This window comes from Polaribacter vadi, from assembly GCF_018861005.1.
In the GTDB taxonomy this organism is placed as follows: Bacteria; Bacteroidota; Bacteroidia; order Flavobacteriales; family Flavobacteriaceae; genus Polaribacter; species Polaribacter vadi_A.
Map to the genome: position 1 here is coordinate 1 of NZ_JAHKQL010000033.1, position 24,588 is coordinate 24,588.

The 24,588-nt window shown below is 27.9% G+C and carries 33 protein-coding genes and 1 pseudogene; 29 read left to right on the plus strand and 5 right to left on the minus strand.

The annotated features are described in order from the left end of the window. Window positions 1-380: 380 nt before the first annotated feature. The 10 genes from KO506_RS14820 to KO506_RS14865 all read left to right on the plus strand — a co-directional run bounded on the left by KO506_RS14820 (window position 381) and on the right by KO506_RS14865 (window position 7,530). Window positions 381-644: a hypothetical protein gene (locus KO506_RS14820; protein WP_215995708.1), complete on the plus strand. Its 264-nt coding sequence runs from the start codon at window positions 381-383 to the stop codon at window positions 642-644. Window positions 645-732: 88 nt separating this feature from the next. Further along, window positions 733-1,602, plus strand: a complete 870-nt coding sequence (locus KO506_RS14825) for an alpha/beta hydrolase (protein ID WP_252726882.1) — start codon at window positions 733-735, stop codon at window positions 1,600-1,602. A 230-nt stretch (window positions 1,603-1,832) separates the two neighbouring features. Next, complete coding sequence (locus KO506_RS14830) at window positions 1,833-2,687, plus strand: CPBP family intramembrane glutamic endopeptidase (protein WP_252726883.1); 855 nt, start codon at window positions 1,833-1,835, stop codon at window positions 2,685-2,687. A 288-nt stretch (window positions 2,688-2,975) separates the two neighbouring features. Continuing rightward, window positions 2,976-3,593 carry a hypothetical protein gene (locus KO506_RS14835; RefSeq protein WP_215995709.1) on the plus strand — a complete coding sequence of 206 codons (618 nt, stop codon included), beginning with the start codon at window positions 2,976-2,978 and terminating at the stop codon, window positions 3,591-3,593. 142 nt (window positions 3,594-3,735) lie between these two features. After that, a complete protein-coding gene (locus KO506_RS14840) occupies window positions 3,736-4,272 on the plus strand; it encodes a Crp/Fnr family transcriptional regulator (RefSeq protein WP_215995710.1) in 537 nt (178 codons plus the stop codon). A gap of 55 nt (window positions 4,273-4,327) precedes the next feature. Then, window positions 4,328-4,882 (plus strand): DinB family protein, encoded by a 555-nt coding sequence (locus KO506_RS14845; protein ID WP_215995711.1) that lies wholly within the window; start codon window positions 4,328-4,330, stop codon window positions 4,880-4,882. A gap of 106 nt (window positions 4,883-4,988) precedes the next feature. Beyond that, window positions 4,989-5,558, plus strand: a complete 570-nt coding sequence (locus tag KO506_RS14850) for a Crp/Fnr family transcriptional regulator (RefSeq protein ID WP_215995712.1) — start codon at window positions 4,989-4,991, stop codon at window positions 5,556-5,558. Window positions 5,559-5,620: 62 nt separating this feature from the next. Next, complete coding sequence (locus tag KO506_RS14855) at window positions 5,621-6,634, plus strand: NAD-dependent epimerase/dehydratase family protein (protein WP_215995713.1); 1,014 nt, start codon at window positions 5,621-5,623, stop codon at window positions 6,632-6,634. A 120-nt stretch (window positions 6,635-6,754) separates the two neighbouring features. Beyond that, window positions 6,755-7,042 carry a YciI family protein gene (locus tag KO506_RS14860; RefSeq protein WP_215995714.1) on the plus strand — a complete coding sequence of 96 codons (288 nt, stop codon included), beginning with the start codon at window positions 6,755-6,757 and terminating at the stop codon, window positions 7,040-7,042. A 44-nt stretch (window positions 7,043-7,086) separates the two neighbouring features. Beyond that, the gene (locus KO506_RS14865; RefSeq protein WP_215995715.1) at window positions 7,087-7,530 is read left to right on the plus strand and encodes a hypothetical protein; all 444 of its coding nucleotides are present in this window, start codon (window positions 7,087-7,089) and stop codon (window positions 7,528-7,530) included. A 132-nt stretch (window positions 7,531-7,662) separates the two neighbouring features. On the opposite strand, the gene KO506_RS14870 is transcribed toward KO506_RS14865, so the two are convergent. Genes KO506_RS14870 through KO506_RS14885 form a run of 4 tightly spaced genes read right to left on the minus strand, consistent with a single transcriptional unit; the run spans window position 7,663 to window position 9,343 of the window. Continuing rightward, on the minus strand, window positions 7,663-7,857 hold the full coding sequence (locus KO506_RS14870) for a hypothetical protein (RefSeq protein ID WP_215995716.1): 195 nt from the start codon (window positions 7,855-7,857) through the stop codon (window positions 7,663-7,665). A gap of 26 nt (window positions 7,858-7,883) precedes the next feature. After that, entirely contained in the window at window positions 7,884-8,534 is a 651-nt protein-coding gene (locus tag KO506_RS14875) for an RNA polymerase sigma factor (RefSeq protein ID WP_215995717.1), read from the minus strand. A 58-nt stretch (window positions 8,535-8,592) separates the two neighbouring features. Further along, window positions 8,593-8,670 carry a hypothetical protein gene (locus tag KO506_RS17220; RefSeq protein WP_215995738.1) on the minus strand — a complete coding sequence of 26 codons (78 nt, stop codon included), beginning with the start codon at window positions 8,668-8,670 and terminating at the stop codon, window positions 8,593-8,595. A 19-nt stretch (window positions 8,671-8,689) separates the two neighbouring features. Next, complete coding sequence (locus KO506_RS14885) at window positions 8,690-9,343, minus strand: SDR family NAD(P)-dependent oxidoreductase (protein WP_215995718.1); 654 nt, start codon at window positions 9,341-9,343, stop codon at window positions 8,690-8,692. Between the two features lie 458 nt (window positions 9,344-9,801). Here KO506_RS14885 and KO506_RS14890 point away from each other — a divergent pair, with 458 nt between their 5' ends. The 11 genes from KO506_RS14890 (at window position 9,802) to KO506_RS14940 (ending at window position 16,869) form a co-directional block, all read left to right on the plus strand. Beyond that, the gene (locus tag KO506_RS14890) at window positions 9,802-10,386 is read left to right on the plus strand and encodes a LysE family translocator (RefSeq protein WP_252726885.1); all 585 of its coding nucleotides are present in this window, start codon (window positions 9,802-9,804) and stop codon (window positions 10,384-10,386) included. A 140-nt stretch (window positions 10,387-10,526) separates the two neighbouring features. Beyond that, window positions 10,527-11,078: a hypothetical protein gene (locus KO506_RS14895; RefSeq protein WP_215995720.1), complete on the plus strand. Its 552-nt coding sequence runs from the start codon at window positions 10,527-10,529 to the stop codon at window positions 11,076-11,078. 41 nt (window positions 11,079-11,119) lie between these two features. Beyond that, window positions 11,120-11,794: a haloacid dehalogenase type II gene (locus KO506_RS14900; RefSeq protein ID WP_215995721.1), complete on the plus strand. Its 675-nt coding sequence runs from the start codon at window positions 11,120-11,122 to the stop codon at window positions 11,792-11,794. Between the two features lie 221 nt (window positions 11,795-12,015). Then, window positions 12,016-12,420, plus strand: coding sequence for a hypothetical protein (locus KO506_RS14905; RefSeq protein WP_215995722.1), 405 nt, complete (start codon window positions 12,016-12,018; stop codon window positions 12,418-12,420). A 44-nt stretch (window positions 12,421-12,464) separates the two neighbouring features. Next, the gene (locus tag KO506_RS14910) at window positions 12,465-12,716 is read left to right on the plus strand and encodes a hypothetical protein (protein ID WP_215995723.1); all 252 of its coding nucleotides are present in this window, start codon (window positions 12,465-12,467) and stop codon (window positions 12,714-12,716) included. A 339-nt stretch (window positions 12,717-13,055) separates the two neighbouring features. Then, entirely contained in the window at window positions 13,056-13,514 is a 459-nt protein-coding gene (locus KO506_RS14915; protein ID WP_215995724.1) for a hypothetical protein, read from the plus strand. A gap of 106 nt (window positions 13,515-13,620) precedes the next feature. Further along, entirely contained in the window at window positions 13,621-13,998 is a 378-nt protein-coding gene (locus tag KO506_RS14920) for a hypothetical protein (RefSeq protein WP_215995725.1), read from the plus strand. Between the two features lie 18 nt (window positions 13,999-14,016). Continuing rightward, a complete protein-coding gene (locus KO506_RS14925) occupies window positions 14,017-14,433 on the plus strand; it encodes a hypothetical protein (protein WP_215995726.1) in 417 nt (138 codons plus the stop codon). Between the two features lie 22 nt (window positions 14,434-14,455). Next, on the plus strand, window positions 14,456-14,794 hold the full coding sequence (locus KO506_RS14930) for a hypothetical protein (RefSeq protein WP_215995727.1): 339 nt from the start codon (window positions 14,456-14,458) through the stop codon (window positions 14,792-14,794). A gap of 302 nt (window positions 14,795-15,096) precedes the next feature. Next, window positions 15,097-16,137, plus strand: coding sequence for a sensor histidine kinase (locus KO506_RS14935; protein WP_252726886.1), 1,041 nt, complete (start codon window positions 15,097-15,099; stop codon window positions 16,135-16,137). Window positions 16,138-16,140: 3 nt separating this feature from the next. After that, entirely contained in the window at window positions 16,141-16,869 is a 729-nt protein-coding gene (locus tag KO506_RS14940) for a LytR/AlgR family response regulator transcription factor (RefSeq protein WP_215995728.1), read from the plus strand. Window positions 16,870-16,996: 127 nt separating this feature from the next. On the opposite strand, the gene KO506_RS14945 is transcribed toward KO506_RS14940, so the two are convergent. After that, complete coding sequence (locus KO506_RS14945; RefSeq protein ID WP_252726887.1) at window positions 16,997-17,401, minus strand: Fur family transcriptional regulator; 405 nt, start codon at window positions 17,399-17,401, stop codon at window positions 16,997-16,999. A gap of 62 nt (window positions 17,402-17,463) precedes the next feature. Between KO506_RS14945 and KO506_RS14950 the strand changes: the two genes are divergently transcribed. The 8 genes and pseudogenes from KO506_RS14950 to KO506_RS14985 all read left to right on the plus strand — a co-directional run. Then, a complete protein-coding gene (locus KO506_RS14950; RefSeq protein WP_215995729.1) occupies window positions 17,464-17,868 on the plus strand; it encodes a MerC domain-containing protein in 405 nt (134 codons plus the stop codon). Beyond that, window positions 17,858-18,523, plus strand: coding sequence for a GTP cyclohydrolase I FolE (folE, locus tag KO506_RS14955; RefSeq protein ID WP_215995730.1), 666 nt, complete (start codon window positions 17,858-17,860; stop codon window positions 18,521-18,523). Before KO506_RS14950 ends, folE begins: the two co-directional genes overlap by 11 nt. A 35-nt stretch (window positions 18,524-18,558) precedes the next feature. After that, window positions 18,559-20,220 carry a PhoX family protein gene (locus KO506_RS14960; protein ID WP_215995731.1) on the plus strand — a complete coding sequence of 554 codons (1,662 nt, stop codon included), beginning with the start codon at window positions 18,559-18,561 and terminating at the stop codon, window positions 20,218-20,220. Window positions 20,221-20,240: 20 nt separating this feature from the next. Further along, window positions 20,241-21,230: an alpha/beta hydrolase family protein gene (locus KO506_RS14965; protein ID WP_215995732.1), complete on the plus strand. Its 990-nt coding sequence runs from the start codon at window positions 20,241-20,243 to the stop codon at window positions 21,228-21,230. A 19-nt stretch (window positions 21,231-21,249) separates the two neighbouring features. After that, window positions 21,250-22,449, plus strand: coding sequence for a GTP-binding protein (locus KO506_RS14970; RefSeq protein ID WP_215995733.1), 1,200 nt, complete (start codon window positions 21,250-21,252; stop codon window positions 22,447-22,449). 28 nt (window positions 22,450-22,477) lie between these two features. Continuing rightward, entirely contained in the window at window positions 22,478-23,107 is a 630-nt protein-coding gene (locus KO506_RS14975) for an ABC transporter ATP-binding protein (protein ID WP_215995734.1), read from the plus strand. Continuing rightward, window positions 23,104-24,330, plus strand: coding sequence for an ABC transporter permease (locus tag KO506_RS14980; RefSeq protein ID WP_215995735.1), 1,227 nt, complete (start codon window positions 23,104-23,106; stop codon window positions 24,328-24,330). Before KO506_RS14975 ends, KO506_RS14980 begins: the two co-directional genes overlap by 4 nt. Beyond that, a pseudogene (locus KO506_RS14985) lies at window positions 24,320-24,588 on the plus strand (hypothetical protein); the annotation flags it as partial. The gene KO506_RS14980 and the pseudogene KO506_RS14985, both read left to right, overlap by 11 nt.

The following is a 24,588-nucleotide window of genomic DNA, read 5'->3' on the forward strand; positions in this document are numbered from 1 at the left end:
ATATTTCAGGACAAGACATTTATGAAAAACATTCAGATTTTAATATTACTTGTGTTAATTGGAATAAGTTCTTGTTCAAATAACGAAAAAAGACAATCAAAAAAAAGCATTACAGTGAAAAAATAAATAATGAAAAATATAAAAGAATTTGGATTGAATATAAATATCCAAATAATATTAAGGAAATTATAGAAGTTTATTTAACTAAAGAAAAAGATACAATTCTCAATCAATATAAAACTTATAAGAATGGAAAACTAGATTCAACAAAAAGTCGCTTTTATGAATTAAACCTTAAAAAAACAGAAAATACAGATATTTATGAGGGAACATTTAGATATTATTCTGAAAATGATTTAAATTCTAAAAATATTAATGAAATGAAAACTTTGAGTCTTTCTGTTTTTCAAAAATCGAAAGATAGTTTTTATTTCCAGACATTTGAATCCAAAGCTAGTAATGAAATAAAATTTAAACTAATTAACTTTAAAGACAACCAACTATTAGGAATAATGACTGAATCCAGAGTAATCGAAAATGATAAAGCTGGAAAAGATATGGTTGATATAATTACGACGCAAATACCTGTAGATAATAAAAAAAATACACATAATATGGCAATTGAAGTTTATAAAATTAAATAAAACAGTAGCTAGCACCGTGTAATAAAAATTGCTGGCAAAAGCGGACTTTCTGTTCAGAAATTATTTGCTAACTTTATACTAAACCAAAATGCAACAAGCCTTATACAAAGACGTTACCAAACATATAAAGCAAACTATGAAAAATTTGACATTTGTAATTTTATATATTCTTCTTTCAGGAGTACAAACCATATTTGGACAGAATGAAACAGATATTATAGTAGGAAGTAAGTTTGTTATTAAATCTAATATTTTAGATGAAGAAAGAACCTGTTTAATAAGTCTTCCTGATTCATACAATAATTCATCTGAAGTTGATAAAAAATATCCAGTTATCATATTACTGGATGGATATACTCATTTTAAAACAGCATCTGGAATAGTACATTTTATGAGTTCTAATAGGAATCGAAACAATTTAATGCCTGAAAGTATTATTATAGCCATAGAGAATGTTGACAGAGAGCGAGATTTTACAGTTACAAAAATTAAGACCAAACGACCGAATAATATGGGAGGTGGAAGGAATTTTTTGAATTTCATTGAGAAAGAACTAATACCTTATATTGATAAAAAGTATAAGACAGAACCATTTAGAACTCTTGTTGGGCACTCTTTAGGAGGCCTACTTACACTAAATTCCTATATGGATGAAAATAGCGTATTCAATGCTTACATTTCTATAGACCCAAGTATTTGGTGGAATGAGGAGATGATGAAAAACAAAGTTGATTCTATTTCCTCAATATCATTAGATAAAAAACTTTATATAGCTACTGCCAATCAAGGAGAGGCTAATTACGAAAGAAATAAACAAAGACACGACTCTCTCTATACTTTAATAATAAAGAAATCGGATAAACCTCTAAATATCGAAATAGAATATTTTGAAAAAGAAAACCATCGCTCTGTACCATTGGTAGCTTTATACGAAGGGTTAAAATATATTAATCAATAGGAATGATTTCGAAGTTGATGATATCAACAAATACGTTTGGTAACACCTTGTATAATTAATTGCTTGGTTTCAGATAATATATGAATGTCCTCGCAGACTTTCTGTCTGTGTTTTATTTGCTACATTTAGAGCTTAATTAACGCAAAAAACCATCTATAAACACGTTTGATGTAATGTAACAAAAACACTAACTTTTCGTCTTCAATTAACAAACCAATCAGAAAGTTCAAATGCAAAAAAAATTAACAGAACGAAAAGAAGCTTGGAATACAATCTTTATTTTCCTCGCTATTGTTACAATTATAAGTTCTCTATTTCATTATGCAATAGTTAATTTATATCCTTCACGAATATATATTGGAGGTTTAATGTGGTGTCCAGCGATAGCAACAATAATTACATTAAAAATAAAAAAAAGGTCTATTTCTTCTCTAAATTGGAATTGGGGAAATTGGAAATATATTCGATTATCTTATTTTATTCCTGCTTTATATGGATTACTAACTTATTTGTTAATCTGGATTTTTGGGTTTGGTAGTATAGCTAATAAGGAAGTGATTTCTGAGTGGGTTAAAGAACTTGGATTGGTTGGAATTGGTACTTTAAATACAACATCTTCAGTAATTATAGCTGTATTATTAATAGGTACTATTGAAGTTGTAAGAGCATCTGCAACGACTTTAGGAGAAGAAATTGGATGGAGAGGTTTCTTTATTTATGAGTTAAAAAAGGTTCTTTCCTTTACTGGAGTTTCAGTCTTTAGTGGAATAATATGGGCATCTTGGCATTGGCCATTAATTGTATATTATGGACAAAATGTACTTTTAGAACTAGCGACATTTTATGTTGTTATTGTGTCAATGTCATTTATTATGACATATTATACTTTTAAATCTAAAAGCCTGTGGCCGGCAGTAATTTTTCACGCAGTAAGCAATGTGTATATTCAAAAAATATTACCTGAATTAACAATTAAAAATGAAGAAACGGAACATTGGCTGGGAGAAAACGGAATTATGTTTGCAATTGTGACCTGTATTTTTGGGATTTACTTTTGGAGAAAAGCTATTAATGAAAAATTATAAATAAAAAAGATAGCTCCTAAAAATGTATAAAAAATATAAGGCGGTTTAGGCTTTGCTTTAGGTCTGTGCTTATTTACAAAGTAGCCAACTATAAAATTTGGTATTTTCAACAAAAAAGATAAAATCAAAATATTATATTTGGCTTAGTAACAAACAGAAATGTATCGCTTATCACCTGCAATAAGCTTCTTAAACTAAACGTTAGCAAAAATTTAATACCTGAATTTTCCTGAAATAGATTGACTAAAAATGAAGTAATTAATTATAGTCATTTATAAAAACTGAAAAATGAACCTAAAAAGATTACACTATTTCTCTGGAATTACGATTTCATTATTTGTTGGATTACACTTGTTTAATCATATTTACAGCCTTTATGGAGTAAATGCACATATTGAACTAATGAACGATTTAAGAGTTGTTTATAGAAATATAATTGTAGAAACTATATTACTAGTCGCAGTTGGAATTCAAATTATTTCAGGAATAAGATTATTCTTTAAAAAAAGGAAGAAGGAATCTAACTTTTTCGAAAGGTTACAAATTTGGACTGGTCTTTATCTTGCTGTTTTTCTGATAATACATTTATATGCGGTTTTATCTGGCAGATTGATTTTAGAATTAGATACTAACATTTATTTCGCAGTTGCAGGACTAAATACATTTCCTTTAAATTTATTTTTTATTCCATATTATGGACTTGCTATTATTTCGTTTTTTGGACATATATCTGCAGTTCATTCGATAAAAATGAAAAGTAAAATATTTGGAATTGACACAATCAAACAATCATATGGAATTTTGATTATTGGGATAATTTTGACTTTGGTTATACTTTTTGGACTCACAAATGGATTCAATGGAATAGAAATACCAAAAGAGTACAACATAATGATTGGAAAATAAAAAATGAACTTAAGCCATAAATAATTTATCACTAGTTTTAGCCTAATACTAAACTTCTCTAAGACTTTCTATCTGTAATTTATTTGCTAACTTTAGTGCTTAAAATACCTTACCTACAAACGAAAAAGTACATCCAACTAAAATGAAAGAAACACAATTATTAATTGAAGCTATTGAAACTAATAATCTGTGGGAGAAAGAAATAGAAATAAGCAGAAATGAGTATTTAAAAGTAAAAGGTAGTATTGATACTAACCTCTATTTTATCATAAAAGGAAGTTTAAGAATCTATTTAATTGGTGAGTATGAAGAACGCACTATTCGATTTGGTTACCAAAATAATTTTATAGTTTCTCTTGACAGTTTTATATCTGAAAAACCATCTGATTTTTACATTCAAGCAATAAAAAAAACGAATTTAAAAGTCATTACAAAAAAAAGATTTAAAGATTTAATTAATTCTAATCCTGAATTTCAAAATGTTTGGACTAAAATATTGGAACAATTAATTTTACAACAATTAGAAAGAGAAAAAGATATTTTAACTTCATCACCAATTGAAAGGTATAAACGAGTATTTAAAAGAAGTCCTCAACTATTTCAAGAAATTCCTAACAAATATATTGCTGACTATTTAAGAATGACACCAGAAACTTTATCTAGGATTAAAAAATCTTGATTACAATCAATGTTTATGGTTTAAAAAGACTTGACTTTTGTAGGAAAATATAATTATGAAGTTTAAAACAATAGAATTGATAGCAGAGTTAATTGAAAAAACAAGAATTAACATCAATAAGGTTGAGAAATTTAGAGAACTATCTGAAAAAGAATTAAACTATAGAGAAAATTCTGAGAACTGGAGTGTTTTGGAATGTATTGAACACTTAAATCTATATGGGGATTTTTATAATCCTGAAATAAGAAAAAATATTGAAACAAGCCATTCAAAACCAAGTGAAACGTTTAAAAGCGGAATAATTGGAAACTACTTTGTCAAAACAATGCTTCCAAAAAAGAAATTGAATAAGATGAAGACATTTAAAGATAAAAATCCTTTAGGTAGCAGTTTAAATAAAAGTGTTATTGATAGGTTTATTAGTCAACAAAAAGAATTTCTTGAATTAATTGAAAAATCTAAAAATATAAACTTCGCCAATACGAAAACAGCAATTAGTATATCAAAACTAATAAAATTAAAATTAGGAGACACTTTTAGGTTTATTATTGCTCATAATGAAAGACATGTAGTACAAGCCGAAAATGTAATAAGAAAAGCCAGTAAGTAACAATATATAAAATAACAGTGGTTTTTGTGCTAAATTCGAAGTAAGTATATTTGTATAAAGTGTAATAAAACTCTAATTCTGATACTATTCTTAGACGATAAACAAAATGGAAAATCTAATTAATTATATACAATCTAGGGTTAATTTAACTCAAAATGATATAGATTTAATCAAAAAACATTGTGTTTCTGAAGAAGTTCCAGCTCAAACTAATCTTTTAGAAGCAGGAAAAGTGGAGCGATATATTTATTTCTTAGATACTGGAATTGTAAAAGGATATCAAAATATTGATGGAAAGATTATTGTACAGCATCTTGTAACAGAACAAGATTTTTTTACTTCTTTAGATAGTTTTATGACAGAAACACCTTCATTAGATTATTATGAAACGATCACAGCGTCTAGAGTTCTAAAAATATCCAAACCTGATTTTGATATTTTACAAAAGGAAACAAAATTTTGGGCAATATTTGTAAAAGAAGTAACCAATGAACATTTAAATTGTAAATTAGAACGTGTTAAAGACTTTCAAATTTTATCAGCTAAAGAGCGTTATCAAAAGTTTTTGAATCAGTATCCAAATTTAGCTTTGAATGTATCTATTGATAATATCGCTTCTTTTTTAGGAATGGAACCTCAATCTTTAAGTCGAATTAGAAAACAAATCGCTTTCTAACAAATGTTATTTCTAACTTTTTAAAATCTATCGAAATTTGCTCAAAATAAAATTTAATAATTATGAGCAACGAAATTTCATTAGTAACAGGAGGAACAGGACATTTAGGAAACAACTTAATTAGATTATTACTTTCCAACAACCAAACCGTAAGAACTACTGTAAGAAACATAAAAAACACGAAACCTTTTGAAGGTTTAGATTGCGAAGTTGTACAGGCAGATCTTATGGATAGAGAATCACTTAAAAAAGCATTTGAAGGCATTACAAACTTATATGCTGTGGCAGCAAACTTTAGTATGTGGGCAAAAAATCCGAAAGAGGAAATTTATGACAACAATATGCAAGGAACTCAAAATGTGTTTGATATGGCAAAAGAATGTGGTGTTAAAAACATTGTTTATGTAAGTTCTGTTGCTTCTTTAGATTTTACAAAATTACCTGCAAATGTTGATAATGGTTATAATAAAGATCGAAGAAATTGGTATTATAACTCAAAAAACGATTCAGATAAATTAGCTTTAGAATTGGGTGAAAAATATGGTATTAGAACTGTTTTAATTTTGCCTTCTGCCATGATTGGAAGTGAGGCTCATAAATTAAGTTACAGTAATAATTTAGTATATCAAGCTTTAAATGGAGAGATTCCTGTAGATACAAACATGACTTTAAATTGGGTTGATGTAAAAGATGTTGCTTTTGGTGCTTATCAAGCAATGCAAAAAGGTAGAAATGGAGAACGTTATATTTTATCTAACGAAGAACATACTACAGTACAAGAAACTGTAAAAATAGCCTCAGAATTATATCCTGAACTAAAACTAAAAACACCTAAAAAAATACCAAAATGTTTATTGTACTCTGTTGCTGGATTAATGGAATTTAGCAGTAAACTAACAGGGAAAGAACCTTTATTAATGAGACATTATGTAGATATGTTTTATGGTTTAAAACAAGATTATGATATTAGTAAATCTAGAAAAGAATTGGGTTACAACCCAAAATCTTCAAGAAAATCTTTAGAAGACGCTTTGGCATATCTAAAAAACGATTGGAAAAAAGAAAACGAGATATAAGATTGTGCATAATTAATTTCTTTGTTCTGTTTTGTTTACATACTAAAACTCTTACGTAATTTTCTAGGGTTCGTAAATGTTTACTAACTTAGTTGCCAAATAAAGCAATTAAAGAGAAAAATGTTCATAATAAATCTGACTTATAAAACTGAATTGGATAAAGTTGACCAACACATAAACGACCATATTGAATTTCTGAATGAGCAATATGAATTGGGCAACTTTCTCGTTTCTGGACGGAAAATTCCAAGAACTGGAGGTATAATATTATCCAAAGTTAAAAACAAATTGGAATTGGAAAAAATTATAGATAAAGACCCCTTTAAAATAAATAATTTAGCTGATTATGAGTTAACTGAATTTATTCCGAGTAAAACTTGTAACGAACTAAATTTTTTAATGGAGTAGAATATAGACGATAAACGTGATCGTAAATTAAAACCAAAATTTAAATGAAACGAATTCTTTTTTTACTCATTATTCTAATAAGTTGTACAAACTCTGAAACTGAAACTGAAATATTTCCTATTTCAATTGAATTTACAGAAATTGGAAAAGGAACTTTAACTGGAAGCGGATTTGAAAATATAATTGAAACTAAAACGATTATAAAAAACAACGAAGATTGGAACAATTTAGTTGCTAAAATGAATACAATAGAAAATGTTAGTAATGAATTTAATACTGACGAAATTAATTTTGATACTCACTACATAGTTGCAATAATATTAGAACTTAAAGGAACTGGGTGGACAGTAGAAATTAATGAAATGATAGAAAATTCTGAAAATATAATTGTTAATACTGAAGAAGTTGACTTTTCAACTTTAGCTTATAGTCAGCCCTTTCATATTGTTTTAATTCCCAAAACGGAAAAGGAAATAATATTTGAATAAAAAACTTGCTACAATACTGTTTAATAAAATAATTGTAAAAGCATACTAACAATAATCTGTAAATATTGTATTGGTTTGTATTCTATTGACTAACGAATAGCACTTAAACTTTTAATATTTCAGACATTCTTTTTATAGGTCTAAAATTGATTTTATTAAATTGTTATTTAATATTTCATTAATAATTTTTGAAGATTGCATTGGTGTTTGTCCAGGATGACTTTGAAATACTTTCTTATTTAATTCATCTACAGTATTCGTGAATTTTAAAGCTTTCTTTTTTGATAGCCCACTTATTTTAGAAGTATACCTTGTATTAAATTTCAAGTTATCAGGGTTTACTTTTCCTTAGCTTATATAACCTCTTGTTTTTTAGAACATCTACATGGATTATTAGTGTTAACCAATCCACATTTTTTATTCATCCAATTATACAACTCTTTACGAGTTCTCATTAACTTTATTCTAAAATTACCTGGTGTAATTCCTAAAATTTCTGCGCCAAGATTATGATCTATATCAAACATTTCGCCTAAAATATATATGATACGTTGTTCTTTAGATAAACAAAGTAACATGCCTGTGGTGCAATTAATTCTTATTTCTTCAATTGTATCTTTAAATTCTTTTTCTTCTTGATCATTTAAATCTATACTAGGAATAGCGTATATAGAATTAAAATAAGTTTCAAAATTTACTGTTTTTATTTTTGATTTTTTCTTTTTGTTATTTAAAAAATGGTTTACTGTAATACGATATAGCCATGTTCTGAATTTACTTTTACCTTCAAATTTAGATAATGCTGTAATTATTTTTATAAAAACTTCTTGTGTTAAGTCTTCTGCATCTTCTACATTACCAACCATTTTTAATGCTAAATTGTACACAAAAAGTTGGTGACGAATAATTAAAGTTTGTAGAGCCTTTTTGTTTCCATCAATTGATAATTGCACCAGTTTTGTATCCTCTAAATCTGTATAGTTATTTGAAAAAAAATCAGTCATAGTTTTAAAATTTAAAAGCCCTGTTTTATAAGTCATAAAACAAGGCTTTTAATTACAATTATATTGCGTTGATACCACCTTGTACAGCAATTTCTTCACCTATAATATATGAAGAATCGTTTGAAGCTAAAAACAATACTGCTTTTGCTACTTCTTTAGGATTTCCAAAACTTTTTTAATGCAGTTTGTGCTGTAATAGCTTCAGCAGCTCTAGTAAGTACATCATCTGGCAAAACTATTTTACCCCAAAAAGGTGTACCAATAGGACCTGGACTTACTGCATTAACACGTATACCTCTATCTGCAAGTTCAGCAGAGGCAACACGTACCAAAGATCTTAAAGCAGCTTTACTTGCACTTAATAAACTACTGCCACCAAAACCAACTTCGTTTAAATATGAAGTCGTTATCACTACAGAAGCATTGTCATTTAAATTTTTAATTCCTTTTTGTAATGTAAAATAAGCTCCTTTAAAGTTTACATCCATCATATCATCAAAAAAGGCTTCGTCTGTATCTGCTACTGATGCTAATTTTCCTTTACCAACATTGATAAATAAAGTATCAACCCCTCCAAATTTAGATTTAGTTTCAGAAAATAAACGCTCTAAATCAGAATGATTAGTAACATCACCTTTTACAGCATAACTATTAGAACCTAATTGTTTTACAGCTGCATCTAAAGCTTCTTGACCTCTACTAAAAATTACCACTTTCGCTCCGTTATTAATAAATTCTTGAGCTGTAGCTAAACCAATACCACTTGCACCACCTGTTATAACAGCTACTTTACCTTCTAATTTTCTCATTGTTTTTGTTTTTTTAATAAATTAAACTTCCTAATTATTGTTTTATCTATAACTTGGACAATGAAAAAAATGATGTGTTACAAAACTAGATGAAAATAAAAAACGCATTACAACTACATATTAAAATAATATATATGTTTAGCTAAGTTATAATTAGAAATTATGGTACTTAGATCTGCCTTATGTTTTTTAAATTATGAACTTTATTTTTCTTTTTGAACTGTTTTACCTGTGGATTTCTTTTATATTTAGGGTAAAAATAAAAATTTAGTGAAATAGATTGAAAATGAAATAAGTTCTAGATAGTTTTTTTTTATAAATTCTTGAACTGGAAGGGTAGAGGATAGTTATTAATTTAGATAGTTAACTATAAACACTAGTTGGTAATAATAAAACAAACTAATATAATTATGTTCGGAATAATAAATTTTGAAGCTTTTTTAATAGCTGGATTGATAATGAATTTAACACCAGGAGCTGATACAATGTATATTCTTGGAAGAAGTATTGCTCAAGGAAAAAAGGCTGGAATTTTATCTGCATTGGGAATATCAACTGGAGGAATTTTTCATATCATTTTTGCAACTTTAGGATTATCAATCATACTTGCTAAATCTGCAACAGCTTTTGAAATAGTGAAATATTTGGGAGCAGCTTATTTGATATTTCTAGGACTCAAAACAATATTTAAAAAAGCAGATGAAAAATTTGAATTGACTAATGAAAGTGAAGTTGTGAATTATAGAAAAATCTACTTATCTGGGATTCTAACTAATATTCTAAATCCGAAAGTAGCATTGTTTTTTCTTGCATTTTTACCACAATTTATTGCGCCAAATTATGTAGAAAGTTCACTTCCATTTTTAATCCTTGGAGTTACATTTTTACTTACAGGAACAATTTGGTGTTTAATTTTAGCAATATTTGCCTCAAAACTATCTGAACAAATTAGAAAAAATTATAAAATAAAAATGTGGTTAGACAAAATAACTGGCGGAATCTTTGTAGCTCTTGGAATAAAATTAGCATTAATGAAAAAATAATTTTTGACAAAAACAAATATAATATAGTACTGGTTTGCTAATATTTTCCATTCGGATATTTTTGTTAAATGGGTTATTTTAATCGTAAAAAATATTTTTTTAAACTTAGGATTTAGTAGAAATAATAAAATAAATATAGAATGATTTACAGAATATCTTTTCTGATAGGATTAATTTTCTTTCTCATAGGTCAAATTATTTTGTCTAAAGGCAATGATTATGTGTATGCACAAGAACCTATTGATTTTGCACATTGGTTTTTGTTGATAGGCGTAGTTTTATTAATTCCTCAAGTTGTTTCTTTTCCTAAAAAAATATTTAGTCTGTTTGGTATTCCTTTAACGTTAATTGGTATTGTTTGTATTATAGGTATGTGTGTTTTAGATTTTATTTGGTGGAGTTTTCCTAATAATGAAATGCGTAATGCTTTTACAAAGCATATATCTCAAGTACCATCTATTTGGAAAACATTTATGACAATTGGGCCTAGTTCTAAAATATTTAACCTTGGTTTATTAATTTTAAGCTTAAATTATTTAAAAAAAGAAAAAATAGGGATTGTTTTTATTTTAGTCGCCAATCTTATTTTATGGCATATAATACCAATACCTTTTAGATTGATTTTCGGTTATGTTTTAACATTAATTGGTTTTAGCATAATTTTAGTTAGAAGTAGTAAAAAAACAAGCTAAAAGAAATGTAAAATAAACACATTCTTAAACTAAAAATAGAGATGATAAAAGCAGTTTTTTTTGATATGAATGAAACCTTATTGAACCTAAGTTTACTAAAAACACAGTTCTACAAGCATTTTAATGACAAATATGTTTTAAAATATTGGTTTACAAAATTACTTTACAGTTCTAGTATTATGGGAGTAATGAGAGAATATAGAAATTTTGGTGAATTAGCTGATGCAGCTTTAGAAAACCTATTTTTTGAGAATAATAAAATTTTAAATGCAAAAACAAAAGCAGAGATATTAGGAGAATTTAAAAAATTACCTGCTTATAAAGATGTTTTACCTGCTATAAATATTCTTAGAGAGAATAATATTCGGGTTATTGCTGTTTCAAATTCATCTTTAGAAATGATGAAAGAACAATTAACAAATTCAGGAATTATTGACAAATTTGACTCCTATTACTCTGTAGATAGCGTTAAAAAATACAAACCATTTAAAGATATTTACCTATCATCTGCAGAACAAGAAGGCTTAAAAACAGAAAATATTATAATGATTGCTACTCACGACTGGGATTTATTTGGAGCAAAAAAGGCAGGACTTAACACTGCATATATAAAAAGAAAAGAAGAAATTTATACCCCTTATTACTTACAAGCAGATTTTAAAGACACAAATTTAAAAGATTTAATTCAACAGATAATTGAATCTAAAAATATGTAATTGCATTAAAATACTAAATACCCTCTATACTTAATTGGTTTAAGCTTACTCCCTAAAATTTTGATATGTTTATAATCTGTGTTTTATTTGCTAATTTAGTAACTTAATCAGACTATAAAACGTACAAAAAACAGATGTACTTTATTATTAATAATAAGGTGAATTAATTTAGTACCTAAAAATTGAAAAGAAAAATAATATATTGAATAAAAAAAATGAATATGGAATTAAAAGAATGTCTTGAGTTTTGTAAAATTTGTAAAAATAGACACGTAGATTTTAAAACAGGGCTAGTTTGCTCTTTAACAAATAACAAACCTGAATTTGAAAATAATTGTATTAACTTTTTAAAGGATGAAAAAGAGGCAAAAAGAGTACTAAAACTAAAACTTGATGCTGCAGGAAATTCAAGATCACAAAACGGATCATTAAACCCTAAAAAGAATATAAACTATGGAGTTTTTCTTACTGTAGCAGGGATTTTAGTATTATTATTCATTTCTTTACTTTTTGGAGCTATACTTACCTTTGGAGGTATTTCATTTTTTATAAGAGGTAAGCAACAAGAAAAAGTACTTGCAGAAAATAATAAATTGAATGAAAAGATAAATGAAAACGTTACCTAACACTAGTTGGTATTTATTAAAGCAAAACTTTTAAAATAAAACTTATGAGTATTTTAACAAACATTAAAACTGAAATTGAAAAATATGCGAATGACTCAAATTTGACTGAATTACAGGTAGTAGAAAAACTCGAAAAACATTACTTTAATAAAAAAGTAAATGAGAATTTAAAGCTGTATAAAAAAGGAAAGAAAAAAGTAAGTGAAATAACCAAAGATTTAAAAATATCACCACGAAAATTTTATACTATTTTAGAACAAAAGAAAATAGCACACATAAAATATAATAAAGAGTAATTTTATACTTTTGGCTTGTTTGTAAAACAGATAACTGAATTAAAAATAAGCTTTAGAAAATGGAGCAAATGCACCAAAAGATTCATTTGCTCCATTTTAAAACAGTAAATTAAAAAGTTAACCTTTATTAAAAAAGATTACAAACTACATTATATATTACCCAATAGCGGATTCTTTGCTACTTTTTAAATAAATAATTATTTATGAAATTAGCATTAAACCGCTTTTTTTATCTAAAGTTTAATAATTTAATATATTAGTTCTAAGATTATTAATAAAAAGTTTAAAACTGTTTTTGTACTATAATTTATTACCTAACTTTAGTACTTAATTTTATCTATGGAAATAATAATTACAAAGGGTAAAAATAGAAGTACACTTTCTTGTAAAAGAAAAGACGGCAGTATTACTAGTCAGAATCTTGGACCAGATTTTCCTAATCACGATATAGCACATTACATTGTAGAGAAAAAGTTTAAACTAGAAAATGGATTTTATGGTAAAATAAAATCCGGAAAGACAATAGTTGAATTGTCTGATAAAGAAATTATAAAAACATTTGGTGCAGAAACTTGGTTATCAGAAATAATGGCTAGAAATCTTCAAGCTATTGGTGCTGGTGCTGTAAATATTAAAGAATATATTGAGCTTATCATTTGGGAAGCTAAAAACATGAACGGTATTAAAGTTCCAGAAATGCTACTATCAGACATAAAAAATATGAAGCAAGATTTTGATAAACTTTGTAAAGATTGGAATTCGATGTCTGAAAACGAACAATTAAGATTAAATTTCTGATTTACAATTTGTATACGCAACCCTTATAGATAAATTGCATCTATATAATAAAGAATCAAAACCGATGAAATACAAATATTATATAATTTGCGCTCTAATATTATTTATGGCTTGTAATCAATCTAATGAGCCAATTTCTATTAACGAAACTTTAATCTTAGGAAAATGGGTGCAAACAGAAGTTTATATTAGTGCTGGTGGCCCTCAATATTGGGTAGATGTTGAGAATGGTAATGAAATTATTTTCTCAGAAAACAAAGCATTTACATCTAATAAATTTACAGAATGTACTGAGGGTAATTTTTCTATAAACGAGGATGAATTACTTTTGGATTATAATTGTACTGAGATAAGTGCAGAATTCGAAAATGAACAAGGTTTTATCACCTATAATTTAGAGTTTTATGGCAATTATTTTATTCTTACACCAACTAGTGGACCAATTTGTATAGAAGGTTGCAGTTATAAATATCAAAGGGAATAAAAATATAAAAACAAGAAAATGAAACGTATATTTATCCTTATTATTAGTCTGATGCTTTTCTGTTGTAAAAACTCAGATATTATTATTACTGAACCAATAGCATTCACAGAATTTTATATTAATAATCAAACCGATACAAATCTTAAGTTAGAGATTATAGTGAATGATGGTTATAGAAACGAACAAGAAAATGAAAGTATTTTAATAAATAGTAAAGAATCAGAAATTTTCTATGATTTAGTAGATATGTCATATTTAAGACCAGAAAATGTTTTAAAAGAATTAAAGTTTTATGACACTAATACAAGTTCAACAACTCCTATTTTAACATTTTCAACAATAAAAAATACAGATTGGGAAATAATAAATGATGAAGTTACACCAGATAATTATTTGTTATTTGAACTAACAATAACAAATGATAATTTAAATTAGAATAACCTTAAAAAAACTAACATTGAACTTAGACCAAAAAAAATTTGTAACCTTAGAAAATAAAAACGGATTATCTTCTGATAAAACTCTCTTTCAGTATTTTCAAGAAGGGACAACAATAACAGGAAAGTACAAAGGAGGTTCAATTATAGAAGGACTAATCATTGGGAAACAGATTGAGGATACAAACAAAATAGAACTCTTATATCAATGTTTAACTACAAAGGGTGAATTAAAAGCAGGTAAATCTAAAGGAATCATTGAAAAATTAGCAAACGGAAAACTAACATTAAAATTCAACTGGAATTGGCTAAATGGAGATTTAACAGGAGGAAAATCAGAATATTTAGAGATTGATTAAAATAAACCTTAGTTAAACAGTCTTCATATAAATAATAAATATAAAAACTTTTAAATCAATCTTCCCCAATTACCATCTACAAAATAACCTTATTGATATAGTAAATCATTTTAAACATCTATTCTTTATACCAAAAAAAAGGATTTGTTTTATATTTATACTATGAATTAAAATTTTGTCTATTCAAGTAGAGTTTACAGCTGAAATAAGTAAAATTTATATCGAGAATAAAATTAGATGAACTAATGAATTCTCATTAAAACATAAGACAACATTTTAATAAAGCATTAGAATAAAACATTATGATTAAAAATAAAAACATCACATTAGTCTCGCACATATTGGTTTGGTTTGTGCTTTTTAGTATGCCTTATCTGTTGTCTTATGGGCAAGAACAAGAATTAGATAGAGTAATCATCCATTTCTGGATTCCTTTAGTATTTTCGGCAATCTTATTTTATCTCAATTATTTTTTATTGATTGATAAATATTTATTCACAAAAAAAACGCTTTGGTTTGTGTTAATTAACATCATATTTATCAGTAGCTTTATTTATTTAAAAGAAAGTATAGAAGATACCTTTTTTCAGGAGTTAACCAAAAAGAGACCTTCTAATAGTAATGGTAATTCAGCACCACCTTTTAAAATGTTTATTTACATTCAAATGGTTTCTTATATGGCACCTTTGTTATTTTCTATTGCAGTTAAAACTACCAAACGTTGGGTAAAAACAGAAGCAGAACGTAAAGAGGCTATTAATTTTAAATTGCAATCAGAGTTACAACATTTACATTATCAGTTACAACCCCATTTCTTTTTTAATTCTTTGAATAATATTTATGCAATGGTAGATCTTTCTCCAGAACAAGCTAAAAAATCGATTCATAGTTTAAGTAAATTAATGAGATATATGCTGTATGAAACTAATGAGGAAACCATTTCATTAACCAAAGAAATAGATTTTATGAAAAAGTATATTGAGTTAATGAAATTACGAGTTTCTGATAAAACAACAATCAATTATAATTTTCCAACAACAGAAACAGGTATTAAAATAGCACCTTTATTATTTATTTCTTTAATAGAAAACGCTTTTAAACATGGTGTTGCTGCGAGTAAACCTAGCAACATAAATATGAATATGACTTGTACTAGTAAGACTGTTTTATTTACAATAGAAAATACTAACTTCCCTAAAAAATCGGATGATAAAAGTGGTTCTGGTATAGGTCTTCAGAATTTAGAAAAACGTTTGCAATTGTTATATCCTGATAAATATATTTTTCAGACAGAAGTAATTTCTAATCGTTTTGTAGTAAATTTAGAAATTGAAACTATTTAAAGAATGAGCAATCTAAAAATATCTTGTGTTGTTGTAGATGATGAACCTATGGCTTTGAATCTAGTTGAAAGTTATGTTGAAAAAACACCTTTTTTATTACTTAAAAAGAAGTGTAGTAGTGCTATAGAAGCCTTACAATTTATTAAACAAGAACCTGTAGATTTATTGTTTTTAGACATACAAATGCCAGATTTAACTGGTATTGAATTTTCTAAAATGTTACCCAAAGAAACAAGAGTAATTTTTACAACAGCTTTTGATCAATATGCTTTAGAGGGTTTTAAAGTAGAGGCTTTAGATTATTTGTTAAAGCCTTTTGATTACGCTGAATTTTTAGCGGCTGCCAACAAAGCTAATACTTGGTTTGAGTTGATAAAAGGTAAAAAGCAACCTGTTATATCCGAAGAAAAAGAATTTCTTTTTGTAAAATCAGAATACAAGCAACTTCGTATTAAATTAGCTGATGTTTTGTATTTTGAAGGCTTAAAAGATTACATAAAAATTTGGTTAAAAGACAATCCAAAAGCCATTTTAACCTTAATGAGCTTAAAGACTTTAGAACAAGAATTGCCAAGCTCTCAATTTATGCGTGTACATCGTTCTTTTATTGTTTCTTTAAAAAATATTGAGGTAATTGAACGTAGTCAAATTATTATAAACAAACAACGAATTACGGTTTCTGAACAATACAAACCTAAGTTCTTAGAGTTTATTAATAAAAATTCTTTTTAAAAGCTAATCACATAAAGTTGGTGAATTGTTAATTAATAAATATTTATAATTTTTTATTAATACTTTGTTTTTTACTTCTTATAATATTTAGCTATTAAATTAATTTTAAAATTTAAGTACACTTACTTTAAATAGAATCAACACAAGATTCACATTTACCTTGTATTAATAATTGGGTAACCTCAATCTGTCTATTTGGTATTTTAGGTAAGGTAACAGTAGTAGGTATACAATCTACCTTACCACAGTCTAAGCATTGAAAATGTGGGTGTAAATCATTATGTTCAGTCGTAGAACACCCATTACATTTTGCATACCATTTAATACCTTCTTTCCCTAAAAAGGAATGCAGAACACCATCGTCTTCCAACTTATCTAAAACCCTGTAAATCGTAGTTTTATTAAACTGACTGCTTAATTGATTTATTAATTGCTTAGCAGAAATAGCTGAACTACTGTTTTTAAACTCGTTCATTAATACTTCTACCGATTTTGTTTTTCTGATAATTCCCATAAAACAAATATACTGCAACTTAGTTGTGTTAACAAATATTATTATTAGATTTGCAACTCAGTTGTATTAACAAGTTTTAAATGATATACTCAAATCAAAAAGCAGATAGTGTTGGTGCTATATCCAGTACACTTTGTCTAATTCATTGCGTGGCAACACCTTTTATTTTCTTTGCACAAAGTAGTTTATTCAATTGTTGCAATGAAGCTCCTGTTTGGTGGAAGTTCATCGACTATTTTTTCTTAGTAATTTCTTTTATAGCTGTATTCAGATCTACAAAAACTACTACTAAAAATTGGATTAAACCTGCACTATGGCTAAGTTGGTCAATACTTTTTGTAATTATTATAAACGAAAAAATAAGTATGTTTCCTTTAAGTGAAAGTTTTATCTATTTACCTACAATTTCATTAATAGCATTGCACTTATACAATAGAAAATATTGCCAATGTAACACAGATAAATGTTGTACTAATGAAAAATAAAGAACAAATTATTATAGAAGGAGATGCACATTTTTCAACAAGTATAAAAACACCTTTGCGTGCAGATGCTTTTGATAAATCTGATGATGAAAAAATTAAAAACATTCAGTATCATTTTAAAATGATTATGGAAGAAATAGGTTTAGATTTAACTGATGACAGTTTATCTGGTACTCCATATCGTTTTGCTAAAATGTATGTTAAAGAGTTGTTTTATGGGTTAAACCCTGCCAATAAACCTAAACTTTCGGTTTTTGAAAATAAATACAATTATAAAAAAATGCTTGTAGAACAGAATATAACAATAGATTCTTCTTGCGAGCATCATTTTTTACCAATTGTTGGACACGCTAATATTGCATACATTCCAAAAGATAAAGTAATTGGCTTGTCTAAAATTAATCGTTTGGTAGATTATTACGCTCATCGTCCACAAGTACAAGAACGCTTATCCTTACAAATCTTAAAAAATCTACAAGAAGTCTTAAATACTAAAGATGTTATTGTAATGATTACTGCAAAACACCTTTGTGTGTCATCTAGAGGTATTAAAGATAAAGATAGTTTTACAACAACTATAGAATATGATGGTTGTTTTGCTGATACAGAAAAAAGAAATGAATTCTTAAAAATAATAAGCAATCAAAAAGGATAAATCAACATCAATATAAATTTTAAGTACAAATTATAATGGATTATAATAGAAGACAGTTTATTTCATTTATGGGTAAAGCGAGTATAGCATCGTTAGTATTACCTCAATTTTTAATGAGTTGTGGTAATACTGCAACACCTACAAAAGATTTTAACAAAATTTCTAAAGAAAGATTACAAACACTTAAAGACTTTGTTTTAAAAGGAATTCCTGCTTCTGATAAAGATGATTTAGTGTTGGCAAATGGATTAGATTATCACACCATTATCAAATGGGGAGATACCATAAGCGATACAGATACCTTCGGATTTAATAATGATTACACATGTTTTATTCCTTTTAATGATGATGATCCTAAAGACGGATTATTATGGGTAAATCATGAATATATCAACCCGTTTTTTGTTTCTGATTTTAATTATCAACAAGAAAAAACCAAAGCCCAAGTAGATAAAGAAATGTACAATGTTGGTGGAAGCATTGTAAGAATTAAAGAAAAAAATGGAGTTTGGCAAGTAGTTCAAAACGACCCTCATAACAGAAGGATTACTGCACAAACAGATATTGCCTTAAATTGGGATGCACCAATTAAAGGAAAAACCAGTGTAAAAGGAACTTTAGCCAATTGTTCAGGAGGAATTACTCCATGGAAAACCTTTATTACTTGTGAAGAAAACTATGATGGTTTTCTAGGCGAAACAGAATATGATAAAAACAATGTAGAAAGCCATAGAAATAGTGGTTATGGTTGGGAAAAATTTTACAATTATCCTCCTGAGCATTATGGTTGGGTAGTAGAAATCAATCCAAAAGATGGTAAAGCTCAAAAACATATTGCAATAGGTAGATTTGCACATGAATGTTGCACGCTATACGAACTAAAGGATAAAAGAGTAGTAGCTTATACTGGTGATGATCATAATGATGAGCATTTGTACAAGTTTATATCTTCAAAACCAGGTTCATTAAAAGAAGGTACTTTATATGTTGCAGATACCATTAACGGAAAATGGTTGGCTTTAGATTGGGAAAATCAGCCAGTATTAAAAGCAAAATTTAAAAATCAAACTGAAGTTTTAATAAGAGCAAGAGAAGCAGCTAAGTTAATAGGAGCAACACCTTTAAACAGACCAGAAGATATAGAGATTGATCCAATTACAGGGCATATTTTTATCACTTTAACCAACAACAAACCAAAAGGAGATCTCCATGGTTCTATTCTAAAAATAGAAGAAACTAATGATAATTTTGATGCATTAACCTTTAAAGCTTCTACATACATTGCAGGTGGAGAAGAGAATGGTTTTTCTTGTCCTGATAACTTAGCTTTTGATATGGCAGGTAATCTTTGGATTACCACAGACATTTCTGGGAGCTCAATGAATAGACCAGACAAACCCTATTTGACATTTAAAAACAATAGCTTATTTGTAATACCGAGATTGGGTAAAGATGCAGGTAAAGTAATACGTGTAGTCTCTGCACCTAAAGATGCAGAACTAACAGGTCCTTGGTTTTCTCCAGATGGTAAAACACTGTTTTTAAGCGTACAACATCCAGGTGAACAAACAAAAGATTTAAGTAAACCAACCAGTACTTGGCCTTTTGATGCAGATAACATTCCAAAACCTGCTGTAGTAGCAATTACTGGAGATCTCATCGAAAAAATGAATAAGTTAAATCTTATAGAGGGGTAATTGTTAAATACAAAAATTTTATGAAAATTTTATCTTGGCATCAACTGCAAAAAAATAATATAAGAAAGTTTACTTTATTACTTATACAGCTATTAATAGTAACATTTGCTCAAGCTCAAAATGGTAAAATCATCAATAAAGAGAAACTTATTTTAAGTGATGCCACACTCAATAAAATTAAGAAAGCAGATAGTACATTAATTACTTCTCTTAAAAATATTGAGTTTTACAAAATAACTTACTTATCTGATTCTCTAGAAATTAAGGGATTTATTGCAAAACCCGTTCAAAAAGGTAATTTTCCTTGTATAATTTCTAATAGAGGGGGTACAGGTAATTTTGGTAATTGGAATGAAACAGGTATAGGATTCTTTTTAGGTAAACTAGCCAGTTGGGGATATGTTGTTGTAGCCAGCCAATATAGAGGTAATGGTGGTAGCCAAGGTAAAGAAGAAGCTGGAGGAAAAGATATAAATGATGTTTTAAATCTATTACCAACACTAAACGAAATTGATAATGCAGATACCTCTAGAATAGGTATAGAAGGGGCAAGTAGAGGAGGAATGATGACATACCTTGCTCTAAAGAAAACTTGCGAATTTAAAGCAGCTGTTGTTCTTGCTGGTGCTGCAAATTCTTTTAAGCAACTAGAAAGCAGGCCAGAAATGGAAGAACATGTTTTTGCAAAATACATTCCTAATTATCAACAAAATAAAGAAGAGGAATTAAAAGCCAGATCTGCTGTTTTTTGGGCAGATAAAATTTGTAAAACCACACCTTTATTACTCATGCATGGTAGTGCAGATTGGCGAGTTAAAGCCTCAGAATCTTTAGAGCTTGTAAATAAATTATACGAGTACAAACATCCTGTACGTTTTATGTTATTTGAAGGTGCAGAGCATGGCTTAAGAGAATTTAGAAATCAATACTTTACACAAACCAAAAGTTTTTTTGACTATTACTTAAAAAATAATAATGACTTACCTAATATGGAATTACATGGTAGGTAAAACAAAAAAAATCATAAAAATGAAAAAACTACCTGTAACTGTTTTAAGTGGCTTTTTAGGAGCTGGTAAAACCACCTTATTAAATCACGTTTTGCACAATAAAGATGGCTTAAAAGTAGCTGTTATCGTTAATGATATGAGCGAGGTAAATATTGATGCTCAATTTATAGAAAACGAAAATACACTGTCTAGAACCGAAGAAAAATTAGTAGAAATGTCTAATGGTTGTATATGTTGTACACTTCGTGAAGATTTAATGATAGAGGTAGAAAAATTAGCTAAACAAAACAAATTCGATTATTTATTAATAGAAAGTACAGGTATTAGCGAACCAATTCCTGTAGCTCAAACCTTTACTTTTGAGAGTGAAGATGGTAAAATCGATTTAAGCAGATTTAGTTATATAGATAACATGATTACTGTGATTGATGCTTTTAATTTTTTAAAGGATTTTTCGAGTTCAGATTATTTAGCTACTAGAGAACTAACTGATATAGAAGGCGATAATAGAACCATTGTAAATTTACTAACCGATCAAATTGAGTTCGCCAATGTTATATTATTAAATAAAACGGATTTAGTTTATAATAATGATATAGAGGAACTAAAAGTAATCATTCAAAAGTTAAATCCTGAGGCTAAAATTATTTGCACCAACCATTCTAAAGTAGATTTAGAAAATGTAATAAACACTGGGTTGTTTGATTATGATAAAGCTGAAGCTTCTGCTGGTTGGATCAAAGAATTAGAAAATGAACACATTCCAGAAACAGAAGAATATGGCATTAGTTCTTTTGTATTCAGAAGTAAAACACCTTTTCACCCAGATCGCTTTTTAAATTATTTAAATCAATCTTTTCCGCAAAACATCATTAGAAGTAAAGGTTTATTTTGGTTGGCTTCTAGATCTAATCAAGCCTTACTTTGGAGCTCAGCTGGAGGTTCTTGTAAAGCAGATTCTGCAGGAGTTTGGTGGGCATCAATGCCTTTTGCTGAAAGAATAAATTATGCAGCTTTTGCTGATAATAAAGAAATGATTGAATCTGATTGGGATGCTACTTTTGGTGATCGTAAAACGGAATTGGTTTTTATTGGGCAACATGTAAACAAAGAGAATATGATTGATGCTTTACAAGAGTGTGTACTAACAGACCAAGAAATAGAAATATGGAAAACAAAATTATTTCCTACACAAGATCAATGGCCTTTGCCTGCATAAACAGTAAAAATTAGTTGTAAAATAATAAATGATAAAAACAAACAACCTAACTTTTCAATACAATAAAAATGATTCCGTTTTCAGATTCCCTGATATACAGTTATCAGCACAAGAAAACCTACTCATTTTAGGAAAGTCGGGGGTGGGTAAAACCACGTTTTTACACATTTTAGCGGGTTTATTAAAACCTTTAAGTGGCACTGTTACAATAGATAACAGAGTGATTAATAATTTAAATAATAAACAACTAGATGCTTTTAGAGGTAAAAATATCGGATTCGTTTTTCAGAAAAAACACGCGATTCAGTCTTTAACGGTTGCAGAAAACCTAAAAGCAAGAATTTTGTTTAGCAAAAAAAAGACATCAAATGCAGTTATAGAGAGTTTTTTAGAACAACTCGATTTATCAGCATATAAAAATAAGAAGATTCATGTGTTGAGTGAAGGGCAGTTACAACGTCTGGGAATTGCGTTGGCTGCCATTCACCATCCCAAAGTAATTTTAGCAGATGAACCTACATCTAGTTTAGATGATTTAAACTGTAAAAAAGTTATAGAATTATTACTAAAACAAGCACAACAAACCAAAGCACATTTAATTGTAATTACTCATGATGCTAGAGTAAAAAGCGACTTCCAAAATACCATTAGCTTATGAATATTTTTAGCATCACTCTTAAAAATATTAAAGCAAAACCACTATATAGTGTTTTAAGTATTCTTACATTATCTTTAAGTTTTACACTATTATTGGGCATCAAACAAATAGCCCTTTCTTTTAAAAATCAAATAGAAAACAACCTAGATAACATCGATTTGGTTATTGGTGCAAAAGGCAGTCCTCTACAATTGGTATTGGCTTCTGTCTTGCATTTAGACAGTCCTACTGGTAATATTCCTTATCAAGAAGCACAAAAAATTAGTAAGAATCCTTTAGTAAAATGGGCAATTCCAATTTCTTATGGAGATAATTACAAAGGATTCAGAATTGTAGGCAGTACCAAACAATATCCTGAATTATACAAGGCACAATTAGAACAGGGGCAATTCGTAAAAAAATCAATGGAAGTGGTTTTAGGTGCAACTGCAGCTGAACAACTTAATTTAAAAATTGGTGATACTTTTTTAAGTGCTCATGGTTTAATAGATAACGATATTGAAGTACATGCAGAGGAATTTATAGTAGTAGGAATCCTAAAACCGAGTCAAAAAGTAATAGATCGTTTAATAATTACAACTTTAGAAAGTATATGGGAAGTACATCATCATGATGAGCATGAGCATGATGAACTAGAAGAAGAAGAAACAACACATCAACATCCTGCAGATAATGATAAAGAAGTAACATCTTTATTAGTAAGTCTAAAAAGTAAACGTGCTTTATTAAATTTTCCTAGAAAGATAAACGAGAGTACCAATTTACAAGCTGTATTGCCCAAATATGAACTCCATAAATTATACAATTATACTAGTGTAGGCTTCAAAACAATTACAATTATTGGCTATTTAATTCTAATTATTGCGTCGTTAAGTATCTTTATGAGTTTGTATAAAATGATGAAAGAGCGTGCTTTTGATTTGGCAATCTTGAGAACTTATGGTGCTACTAGATTTCAGTTGATAAAAATGATAGTTTATGAAGCACTAACTATTGTATGCTCGGCTTTTGCCATTGGTTTTATAATAATTAAAGTAGGGATAAAAGTATTTATGAATAGTCAATCCATTAGTTTGCAACAAAATATCTTACAAGATTTACCTTTACAAGAAGTATTAAAAATAGCAGAATTAATGCTAATAATGGTATTAATTGCTGTTGTGTTAACTTTAATCCCTCTCTTAAAAATGAATATTTCAACAATTTTAAGCAATGAGAAATAAAAGCATCCTTTTCCTTTTTTTGTGCTCTGCATTTATAAGTTATAGTCAACAAGAAATCTCTTGGAAACTATTATCGAATGTTACTTTTACAGACAAATACTTTGCTGAATTTGATGATTACTTCATGTACCCAACATTTCTAGGAGCAGTAAAAGCATTAGAAGGAAAACAAGTAACTATAAAAGGATATTTTTTAGACATAATTCAAGAAGATAATACATTCATACTTTCTAAAGGTCCAATGGCTTCTTGCTATTT

Coding starts and splice junctions, on each gene's coding strand:
- KO506_RS14820 (WP_215995708.1), top strand. CDS start 381: ATGAAAACTTTGAGTCTTTCTGTTTTTCAAAAATCGAAAGATAGTTTT.
- KO506_RS14825 (WP_252726882.1), top strand. CDS start 733: ATGCAACAAGCCTTATACAAAGACGTTACCAAACATATAAAGCAAACT.
- KO506_RS14830 (WP_252726883.1), top strand. CDS start 1,833: ATGCAAAAAAAATTAACAGAACGAAAAGAAGCTTGGAATACAATCTTT.
- KO506_RS14835 (WP_215995709.1), top strand. CDS start 2,976: ATGAACCTAAAAAGATTACACTATTTCTCTGGAATTACGATTTCATTA.
- KO506_RS14840 (WP_215995710.1), top strand. CDS start 3,736: ATGAAAGAAACACAATTATTAATTGAAGCTATTGAAACTAATAATCTG.
- KO506_RS14845 (WP_215995711.1), top strand. CDS start 4,328: ATGAAGTTTAAAACAATAGAATTGATAGCAGAGTTAATTGAAAAAACA.
- KO506_RS14850 (WP_215995712.1), top strand. CDS start 4,989: ATGGAAAATCTAATTAATTATATACAATCTAGGGTTAATTTAACTCAA.
- KO506_RS14855 (WP_215995713.1), top strand. CDS start 5,621: ATGAGCAACGAAATTTCATTAGTAACAGGAGGAACAGGACATTTAGGA.
- KO506_RS14860 (WP_215995714.1), top strand. CDS start 6,755: ATGTTCATAATAAATCTGACTTATAAAACTGAATTGGATAAAGTTGAC.
- KO506_RS14865 (WP_215995715.1), top strand. CDS start 7,087: ATGAAACGAATTCTTTTTTTACTCATTATTCTAATAAGTTGTACAAAC.
- KO506_RS14875 (WP_215995717.1), bottom strand. CDS start 8,534: ATGACTGATTTTTTTTCAAATAACTATACAGATTTAGAGGATACAAAA.
- KO506_RS14885 (WP_215995718.1), bottom strand. CDS start 9,343: ATGAGAAAATTAGAAGGTAAAGTAGCTGTTATAACAGGTGGTGCAAGT.
- KO506_RS14890 (WP_252726885.1), top strand. CDS start 9,802: ATGAATTTAACACCAGGAGCTGATACAATGTATATTCTTGGAAGAAGT.
- KO506_RS14895 (WP_215995720.1), top strand. CDS start 10,527: ATGATTTACAGAATATCTTTTCTGATAGGATTAATTTTCTTTCTCATA.
- KO506_RS14900 (WP_215995721.1), top strand. CDS start 11,120: ATGATAAAAGCAGTTTTTTTTGATATGAATGAAACCTTATTGAACCTA.
- KO506_RS14905 (WP_215995722.1), top strand. CDS start 12,016: ATGGAATTAAAAGAATGTCTTGAGTTTTGTAAAATTTGTAAAAATAGA.
- KO506_RS14910 (WP_215995723.1), top strand. CDS start 12,465: ATGAGTATTTTAACAAACATTAAAACTGAAATTGAAAAATATGCGAAT.
- KO506_RS14915 (WP_215995724.1), top strand. CDS start 13,056: ATGGAAATAATAATTACAAAGGGTAAAAATAGAAGTACACTTTCTTGT.
- KO506_RS14920 (WP_215995725.1), top strand. CDS start 13,621: ATGGCTTGTAATCAATCTAATGAGCCAATTTCTATTAACGAAACTTTA.
- KO506_RS14925 (WP_215995726.1), top strand. CDS start 14,017: ATGAAACGTATATTTATCCTTATTATTAGTCTGATGCTTTTCTGTTGT.
- KO506_RS14935 (WP_252726886.1), top strand. CDS start 15,097: ATGATTAAAAATAAAAACATCACATTAGTCTCGCACATATTGGTTTGG.
- KO506_RS14940 (WP_215995728.1), top strand. CDS start 16,141: ATGAGCAATCTAAAAATATCTTGTGTTGTTGTAGATGATGAACCTATG.
- KO506_RS14950 (WP_215995729.1), top strand. CDS start 17,464: ATGATATACTCAAATCAAAAAGCAGATAGTGTTGGTGCTATATCCAGT.
- folE (WP_215995730.1), top strand. CDS start 17,858: ATGAAAAATAAAGAACAAATTATTATAGAAGGAGATGCACATTTTTCA.
- KO506_RS14960 (WP_215995731.1), top strand. CDS start 18,559: ATGGATTATAATAGAAGACAGTTTATTTCATTTATGGGTAAAGCGAGT.
- KO506_RS14965 (WP_215995732.1), top strand. CDS start 20,241: ATGAAAATTTTATCTTGGCATCAACTGCAAAAAAATAATATAAGAAAG.
- KO506_RS14970 (WP_215995733.1), top strand. CDS start 21,250: ATGAAAAAACTACCTGTAACTGTTTTAAGTGGCTTTTTAGGAGCTGGT.
- KO506_RS14975 (WP_215995734.1), top strand. CDS start 22,478: ATGATAAAAACAAACAACCTAACTTTTCAATACAATAAAAATGATTCC.
- KO506_RS14980 (WP_215995735.1), top strand. CDS start 23,104: ATGAATATTTTTAGCATCACTCTTAAAAATATTAAAGCAAAACCACTA.